At 71.1% G+C, this 7,738-nt stretch carries 7 protein-coding genes and 1 pseudogene; 5 read left to right on the forward strand and 3 right to left on the reverse strand.

Annotated elements, in window-relative coordinates:
• Positions 1-164: 164 nt before the first annotated feature.
• Together K9S39_RS09190 and K9S39_RS09195 are read right to left on the reverse strand one after the other, a co-directional pair.
• Positions 165-1,169 carry a MerR family transcriptional regulator gene (locus tag K9S39_RS09190; RefSeq protein ID WP_248862829.1) on the reverse strand — a complete coding sequence of 335 codons (1,005 nt, stop codon included), beginning with the start codon at positions 1,167-1,169 and terminating at the stop codon, positions 165-167.
• Between the two features lie 3 nt (positions 1,170-1,172).
• On the reverse strand, positions 1,173-1,844 hold the full coding sequence (locus K9S39_RS09195) for a HEAT repeat domain-containing protein (RefSeq protein WP_248862830.1): 672 nt from the start codon (positions 1,842-1,844) through the stop codon (positions 1,173-1,175).
• A 54-nt stretch (positions 1,845-1,898) separates the two neighbouring features.
• Between K9S39_RS09195 and K9S39_RS09200 the strand changes: the two are divergent.
• Positions 1,899-2,111, forward strand: a pseudogene (locus tag K9S39_RS09200) (nickel-binding protein); the annotation flags it as partial.
• Between the two features lie 193 nt (positions 2,112-2,304).
• Here the strand turns inward: K9S39_RS09200 and K9S39_RS09205 are convergent.
• Positions 2,305-2,655, reverse strand: a complete 351-nt coding sequence (locus K9S39_RS09205) for a hypothetical protein (protein WP_406707896.1) — start codon at positions 2,653-2,655, stop codon at positions 2,305-2,307.
• A gap of 492 nt (positions 2,656-3,147) precedes the next feature.
• Between K9S39_RS09205 and K9S39_RS09210 the strand changes: the two genes are divergently transcribed.
• From K9S39_RS09210 to K9S39_RS09225, 4 genes are all read left to right on the forward strand, one after another.
• Positions 3,148-3,633: a hypothetical protein gene (locus K9S39_RS09210; protein WP_248862832.1), complete on the forward strand. Its 486-nt coding sequence runs from the start codon at positions 3,148-3,150 to the stop codon at positions 3,631-3,633.
• Positions 3,634-4,332: 699 nt separating this feature from the next.
• Positions 4,333-4,923 (forward strand): GNAT family N-acetyltransferase, encoded by a 591-nt coding sequence (locus K9S39_RS09215; protein WP_248862833.1) that lies wholly within the window; start codon positions 4,333-4,335, stop codon positions 4,921-4,923.
• Between the two features lie 108 nt (positions 4,924-5,031).
• A complete protein-coding gene (locus tag K9S39_RS09220) occupies positions 5,032-6,222 on the forward strand; it encodes an alanine racemase (RefSeq protein ID WP_248862834.1) in 1,191 nt (396 codons plus the stop codon).
• Between the two features lie 89 nt (positions 6,223-6,311).
• Positions 6,312-7,709 (forward strand): diaminobutyrate--2-oxoglutarate transaminase, encoded by a 1,398-nt coding sequence (locus K9S39_RS09225; RefSeq protein ID WP_248862835.1) that lies wholly within the window; start codon positions 6,312-6,314, stop codon positions 7,707-7,709.
• Positions 7,710-7,738 lie beyond the last annotated feature (29 nt).

The raw sequence follows: 7,738 nt of genomic DNA on the forward strand, positions 1-7,738 counted from the left end.
CCGCCGACCGTGACCTCGTCGTCCGCTGCGATGTCGGGGTAGTGCTGCGGAAACCGGGCCAGGAGGTCCGCCGTCCCCCTTCGGCGGACGGTGATACGTCCGGGACCTTCCGCCCCGCGGGCCGCGTACGCGGTACCCCGGGAGATCCGTCACCGAGAGATCCGTCACCGTGCGTCGCGTAGCTGAAGAAGGTACGCCGCAGTCAGCGCAACGGCACGGTCCTCGTCATGCGACAGCTCCACGAGTGCACGTGACGCCGTCGTCCCCGGGATGCCCGCCAGCGCCTGGGTCAGCCGTCCACGTGCAGGCGCTTCAGTGGTGTCGTGGGCGAGGCAATCGACGAGCCTGGTCGCGATCTGATCCGCCGTCGTGGCGTCGCCCGCCAGCACGCTCAGTGCATCGGCCGCATCGGTGTCGTTCTTTCCCTCCACGATCAAGTCGATGAGCGTGGGGACCGCATCGGCCACTCCACGTGTCCCGAGCGCCAGAGCCGCATACCCGCGGACCACGACGTCGGGGTTCGCGAGAGCTTCCCGCAGCTGCGCGGTAGCCTCACCACCGGGCATCTCGGCGAGGGACTGAACGGCACGTTCCCGCACCGCTGCCACCGGTGAGCCGAGGCCCTCCGCCAGCAGTGCCGGGGCGCCGTCGCCCGATCGCGCCAGCGCCCATCGAAGGGCTCCGGCGACGTTCGGCTCCGTCTCGCTCAGTGCCGCCTCGACCAGGGCCTCCACCGGCACCGGAACCTCGTCGACCGAGGAAAGGGCCGCGCGCTGGCGCGCGTCGGCGCTCTTCGACCCCAGTGCCTGGAGGAGCGCAACGACCTGGAGGACGTCCTCCCAGCCGGCGGGGTCCGCGGCATCGATCCGGCGCAGCCGCGTGAGCAGCTCGGTCTCGGCCGCGATGCGGTCGCGTGTCTGACGGATGAGGTCGCCGACGAGCGCCGAGGGTGTGAAGCCGGGATCGTCGAGCGCGCGCCCGATCTCACGCAGCGACAGACCCAGCGACCGCAGGCTCTCGATATGGAAGATCCGCCGGATGTCCTCACCGGAGTACTCCCGATAACCGGAGCCCGTACGGCCCGAAGGCCGCACCAGGCCGAGCGATTCGTAATGCCGGAGCATGCGGGCACTGACCCCGGACCGTCGCGCCACCTCACCGATCAACACGTCCTATTGTCCCTCCTGACCGGAGCCGCCAAGGGCCACGACGCGCTTGGCCTCCTCGATCGCGAACTCGAATCCGGCGTCCGGGTCGCGTAGCAGCCGTTGTGTGGCGAACGCGTGCGCGCGAACGCGCGGGGCAGGGGCCGTCGTCGCAGCACGCAGAGCCGGCACAATCACTTCCCCCAGCGCGACCAGCGCCCGGCTGAGACTCAGCTGTGTCTCCCGCTCACCGCGCCCGAGCTGCGTCACCAACCCCGTGGCCAATGCGGACTCCTCGCCTTCCGGCACGAGCACGACCGCGGCCCGCCAGGCGCTCCGCGCCACCTCGTCGTCGGCGTCGGACAGCAGCGCCTGTGTGATCGCCGGCCACGCCTGCCGGTCCCCGATCTTGGACAGCGTGTGCAGCGCCTGGCTCCGTGCCTGCACACGCTCCGAGCGAACTTCGCGGACCAGCTCGGGCAGCGTCATGGACACCGGGTGGCGGGTGAGCGCCCAGGTCAGCATGTCGCGGACGAAGAACTCGGGCTCGATCGCGCATCGCTCGATGAGCTTGTCGACGCAGCGCGGGTCAGGTGTCGTGCCGACCGCCAGAGCAGCCCGCAGTCGCACGGACGTACGGCCGTCCTCCAGCCCCTGGAGCGCCCGTATCGCATCCGTGTCCTGTCTCGTGATCGTCATCGAGACCACCTCCTTGGCAAGCAGTGAAGGCCCTGTCACCGTGTCAAGGTCAATCAGGGCAAGGAGGCGCACAGAGCCGACCTCGCGGTCGAGAGCCAGGAAAACGTCCACTTCACACGGACCTGGGCGGACCCCGAGTCCGGTCAGGTCTACTGCCCGTCCGAGGCCCCCTCGGCCGAGGCCCCCTCGGCCGAGGCCGTGCAGCGCGTGCACGAGCGTGCCGGTCACGAGGCGGACGAGGTCCACCCGGTGCCGCTGACGGTGTGATGCGGCCCGGACACCGCAGCGGCCCCCACCGGCAGAACGCCGACAGGGGCCGCTGTCATCGCACTGTCGCTCCCGCGCGCGGGCCCGTCTGCGGTAGGCCCCCCGCACAGGCCGCCGACCGGCAGCCGCAGCCGCTGCGGCAGGGCCGGGAGTACGGAGCGCCGCTGCACCGCGGCCCGGCGTCCGGGCTGGGTCAGAGGTGGCGCATCCGCCCGGCGAGCAGGTGTCCGGCGAGCAGATAGATCGCGGCAGGCAGACCGTAATTGAGGACGACGCGCAGCCCTTCGGTGTCCATGGTGAAGATGTCCCGCGCCCACCAGGCGAGCGGGTCCGCCACGCCCTTCACGAACTGGACGAAGACGTTGCCCTGGTTCGCGTCGAGCAGGAAGAGCAGAACCCAGAGCCCCAGGAACGCGGCGGCTATGTCGACAATCGTGTGGATGACCAGGGCCGCCCGCTTTACGGCGGTGCCACCACGGCTGCCACCACGACCACCACCACGGCCGCCGCTGTACTGATCGTCTACGGGTGGAGATTCGCGCATGTGGCTCATGGGAGTCGCGATCTGACGTACGCAGCGCCTCGACAGCAGGAAGGAGCGAGCACGGCCAGGGTGGCCACCCCCCACAGGAGTCACTCTGGCCGTGATCGCATACGGGGGCGACCGCGCGCGCCCGTATGCAGTTCTGCGTCGCAGCATGCCGCCGCGTTACCCGACCGAGCGATACATCCCATATACGCAGGCATTTGCACTCTTCCGTCATATGCACTCTTCCAGACGCCTGGCCGTGCGGGTGTGACAAACGATCAACCGGTGGCGCAGTAGAAGTAGCCGACTGGTCATCGGCGCACGCGGATCCGACGGTTCCCCCCGTGCCGGCGAGTCCGCCACCCGGCGCGGGCTGCGCCACCTCCCTCTGCGGCCCCGCCCGCGCCGGCCCCACACGCCCATGAGCCATTGACAGTGCGTGTTCCGCTCGTGGATGCCCTGAGCCATCGTTCAGGTGTCGGGTCCCACAGAGGGTGGTGTGCGTACGTGCTGACCGCAGACCGGTATCGGCTGCTGGAGGTGCTGGGCCGCGGCGGAATGGGCGAGGTATGGCGGGCCGAGGACACCACGCTGGACCGCGAGGTCGCGGTCAAACTGCTGCTGGACCGCACGGCGGTACCCGATGCGGTGGAACGTTTCCGCCAGGAGGCGCGGACCGCGGCCGGGCTGGCAGCCGCGCACCGCGCCGGGGTGGTGCACCGCGACATCAAGCCCGGCAATCTGCCGCCGGACCGGCCGTGTGCGCCGTGCCGCCGCCCTCGCCGGCGCGGCGGCCGCACTGTGCGCGGCCTCGACCGCCGTGGGCCATGCCCTCCTGCCCGGCACCGGCGGAAAGGCAGGCCCTCCGCCCCGTACCACCGAATCCGCGCCCCCCCGCACGCCCGTCCGCCACTCACGCGGACCGCCGTACCTCCGGTCCGCAGCCCGCCGGAGCTACGGAACAGCAGCGCCCCCGGCGCCCCGCACCGGTGACCGTGCTCCCGCAGGGCGGGGACGCCGAAAAGGCCCCCGGTGCACAGAAGCGGGCCGAGAAACAGGCCGGCAAGGCAGGCGGAGCGGACCGCGGGCGTCATGAACGGGAAGAGCGGAAGAAGGCCGCGGCGGGGCCCGGCAAGAGCGTGCAGGGGCGGCGAGGCGAAACCCGCCGGCTAGGCGCAGCGTTCGCCCACTGGTGTGCTGTTGCCATGACGCCAATGGCGCGGGCGGCCGGCTGGGGACCGCCCGCGCCTCGCACGGCGACTTGGGGCGGGGGACCGCGGACATCAAGGCACCGCGCGGCCGATAACGATGGCCCTTCCCGCTGCGGCGCCGCCGGGCGAATGTGTCACACCCGGCCGCCCGCCCGGGAGGCCCGGTCGCAGCCCTCGCAGGCCGAGGTCCTTGAAGTATTCGAGGTCGCAGCAGAAGTCCGGGACGGCGACGTACAAGCGGGAGGTGATCCCGCCACGGCGGAACGGCGAGGGGTGGCTAACCTCGACCCTTGAGCGTGACGGACCACCAGTCGGCCGTCCCTGCTCGGTCGGTGCGCCCCAACAGGTCGGACAAAGGGGGTGAGCGGGACTTACGGGCGGGCAGCCGTGTTGGAAACAAGCCAGCGAGGCATTAGGTTAGGCTCACCTAAGCGTTTGTGGCCGAATGTGGCCGCCTGACTCCGTTTCCCTCGGAGGGACCGTGCCTCGTTCGATCAGTTCCATCACGCCCAAACCCATGGGCTCGCCGACCGGATTGGCGATCGAGTACCACGGCGGAGCCGCCGTCGCCGCGCATCCGGAACGGTGGGCACGAGCCTACGAGGACGTCTACGCCGAGGGGCTGGGGCTTGCCGACCACTGCGACCCACCGATCTCGGACCGCCTGATGCGGCATGCGGAGCGCCCCGGCTTCGCACTGGTGGCCGCACTGGACGGCGATGACGTGGCCGGATTCGTCTACGGATACACCCTGCCGCCCGATTCGCTGTGGTGGGACGGCCTGACGCCGGACCCTGGGGCGGAGTTCCGCCGTGAGTATCCGGACCGCACGGTAGGCGTGTGCGAGTTGCTGGTGCGCTCGTCATGGCGGCGCTCCGGTACCGCGGTCTCGCTGTTCGAGGCGTTTCTCGCGGAGCGGCGGGAGGAGCGCGCCGCGGCCCTTGTGGCCGCGGACAACGACGTGACGATCGCCCTCTACGCCAGGTACGGGTTCAGGCCGATCGGCCGGATGGCACCGTACCCCGGGTGGCGGCCGCACGTGATGATCGTGCGCGAGCTCGGCCGCCGCTGAACGCTTCGACATTCCTTTTCCACCTTCCGACCTACCCCGACCTGAGGCAGAGCCGTGTCCATTGAGTTGCCGCCCTCCGCAGCCCCGCGATCCGCTTATCCCCTGGACGTGCTCCCCGGCACGGTCCGTCAACGGCTGCTGGAATTGACGCAGGCCGGGACGCCGGTCTCGGCCTATGTGTATGACGGCGCGGTCGCCGCCGAGCGTGCGCGCGAGCTGCGCACGGCGCTCCCGGAGTGGGCAGCCGTCTACTACGCCGTGAAGGCCAACTCCTTCCCGGGGATTGTCGAGGCGCTCGCCCCGCACGTCGACGGGTTCGAGGTCGCGTCCTGCTCGGAGCTCGAACTCGCCGCCCCGGCAAAGCCGGTGACCGGGGGCACCCCGATACCCGTCGTCGCGGCCGGCCCCGCGAAGTCCGTCCCCGTCCTCACTGCCCTGGTCCGCGCCGGAGTTGAGGCGATCAACGCCGAGAGCCTGCTGGAGCTCCACCGGATCAGCAGGATCGCGGTGGGTGAAGGCGTCCGTGCCAGGGTGGCGCTTCGCGTCAACCCCGCGAGCATCCCGGTCACCGGTTCCCTGCACATGGGCGGTGTTCCCGCCCAGTTCGGGGTCGCGGAGCCCGACGTGCCCGAGGTGCTGCGCGAGGCATTGCGGCTGCCCGGCCTGGACGTGATCGGCTTTCACATCCACGCGGCGTCCAACAACCTCGACGCCGAGGCGCATGCCGCGTATCTGCGCTGGTGCGTGGAGTGGAGTGTGCGGACCGCCCAGGAGAACGGGGTCGACCTGCGGCATGTCGACATCGGCGGCGGCATCGGCGTCGCTTTCGAGGGCGAGAAGCCCTTCGACATCGTCCGCTTCGGCGAGCTGGCCTGTCAGGTCGACGTCCCCGCCGGGGTGAAGGTCGTGCTGGAGCCCGGCCGTTTCCTGGTCGCCGACTGCGGCTGGTACGCGGCCGAGGTGACGGACGTGAAGCAGTCCTACGGCGAGGCGTTCGTCGTCCTGCGCGGCGGCATCAACCACTTCCAGCTGCCCACGTCCTGGGACATCGTCCACAACATCGCCGTACTTCCCGTCGACAACTGGACCGAGGACTGCCACCGCCCGGCGGCCGAGAACACCCGTGTGACCGTCGTCGGCGAGCTGTGCACCCCTGAGGACACCCTGCTGCGCGACGTCCACGTGGACCGAGTACGCGCCGGTGACCTCGTCGTCTTCCCGTACGCGGGCTCCTACGGCTGGGAGTTCGCCATGCACCGCTTCCTCGGCCACCCCGTCGCCGACCGCCTCCTGGTCTGAGGCGTGAGTCCCATGGGCCGCGCCGGCCCTCGCGCCCGTCCTCGGCGCCCGCTCGCTTCCCTCCCCTCCGCCCCCTGGAGCCGTACGTCATGACTGTGCACCCCACCGACCACCCAAACCTCGATCATCCCCCGGGCAAAGCGGATGCCATCCTGCAGCGTCAGCGGGCGCGGGAGTCCTCGGCCCGCACCTACGCCCGCTCGTTCCCGATCGTCCCGGCCCGTGCTCAGGGCATGACGATCGAAGGCACCGACGGCCGCCGCTACCTCGACTGCCTGTCCGGCGCCGGCACCCTGGCCCTCGGTCACAACCACCCCGTCGTGCTGGAGGCCATTCAGCGGACCGTCAGCAGCGGTGCCCCGCTGCACGTCCTGGACCTGGCGACCCCGGAGAAGGACGAGTTCACCGACGCGCTGTTCGCCACTCTGCCCAGCAGCTTCGCCGACAAGGCCCGCATCCACTTCTGCGGGCCCGCCGGGACCGACGCGGTCGAGGCCGCGTTCAAGCTGATGCAGACCGCCACGGGGCGGCGGGGGCTGCTCGCCTTCACCGGCGCGTACCACGGCATGACGGCGGGAGCCCTGGCCGCCTCCGGTGGTGTCACCACCAAGCAGCCGGTGCCGGGGATCGCCGCGGACGTGACCCGGCTGCCCTACCCGTACTCCTACCGCTGCCCGTTCGGCGTCGGCGGGGAGGGCGGAGCGCAACTGTCCGCCCAGTACACCGAACGGCTGCTGGACGACCCCAACGGCGGCGTCGTACCGCCCGCCGCGATGATCCTCGAAGCGGTGCAGGGCGAGGGCGGCGCGGTACCGGCCCCGGACGCCTGGCTGCGCGAGATGCGGCGGATCACCGCGGAGCGGGAGATCCCGCTGATCGTCGACGAGGTGCAGACCGGGGTCGGGCGCACCGGCGCCTTCTGGGCCGTGGAGCACAGCGGGATCGTGCCGGACGCCATGGTGATGTCCAAGGCGATCGGCGGCAGCCTGCCGCTGGCCGTGCTCGTCTACCACGAGGACTACGACGGCTGGCTGCCCGGCGCCCACACCGGCACCTTCCGCGGCAACACCCTGGCCATGGCCACCGGAACCGCCACCCTGCAGCACGTCGCCAAGGAGGGACTGGCCGAGCGGGCAGCCACCGTCGGCGCCCGGATGACGGCGCGGCTGGAGGGCCTGCGCACCGAACTCCCCACGATCGGCGACGTCCGCGGCCGCGGCCTGATGATCGGCGTCGAGCTGGTCGACCCGGAGGGCGAGCCCGACGCGTGCGGTGCCCGGCCCTTCGCACCGCAGCTGGCCAGGCAGGTGCGGGCCGCCTGCCTCGACCGGGGCCTCATCGTGGAGTTGGGCGGTCGCCACGACTCGACCGTCCGGCTCCTGCCGCCGTTGGTCATCACCGACGAGCAGGCCGATGCGGTGCTGGACCGGCTGGCCGACGCCATCACCACGGTGACGGCACCGCAGTTCACGGGGGTGCAGGCATGACGGGCGAGATCCACAGCCTGGAAGCGCAC

This window comes from Streptomyces halobius, assembly GCF_023277745.1.
Lineage (GTDB): Bacteria > Actinomycetota > Actinomycetes > Streptomycetales > Streptomycetaceae > Streptomyces > Streptomyces halobius.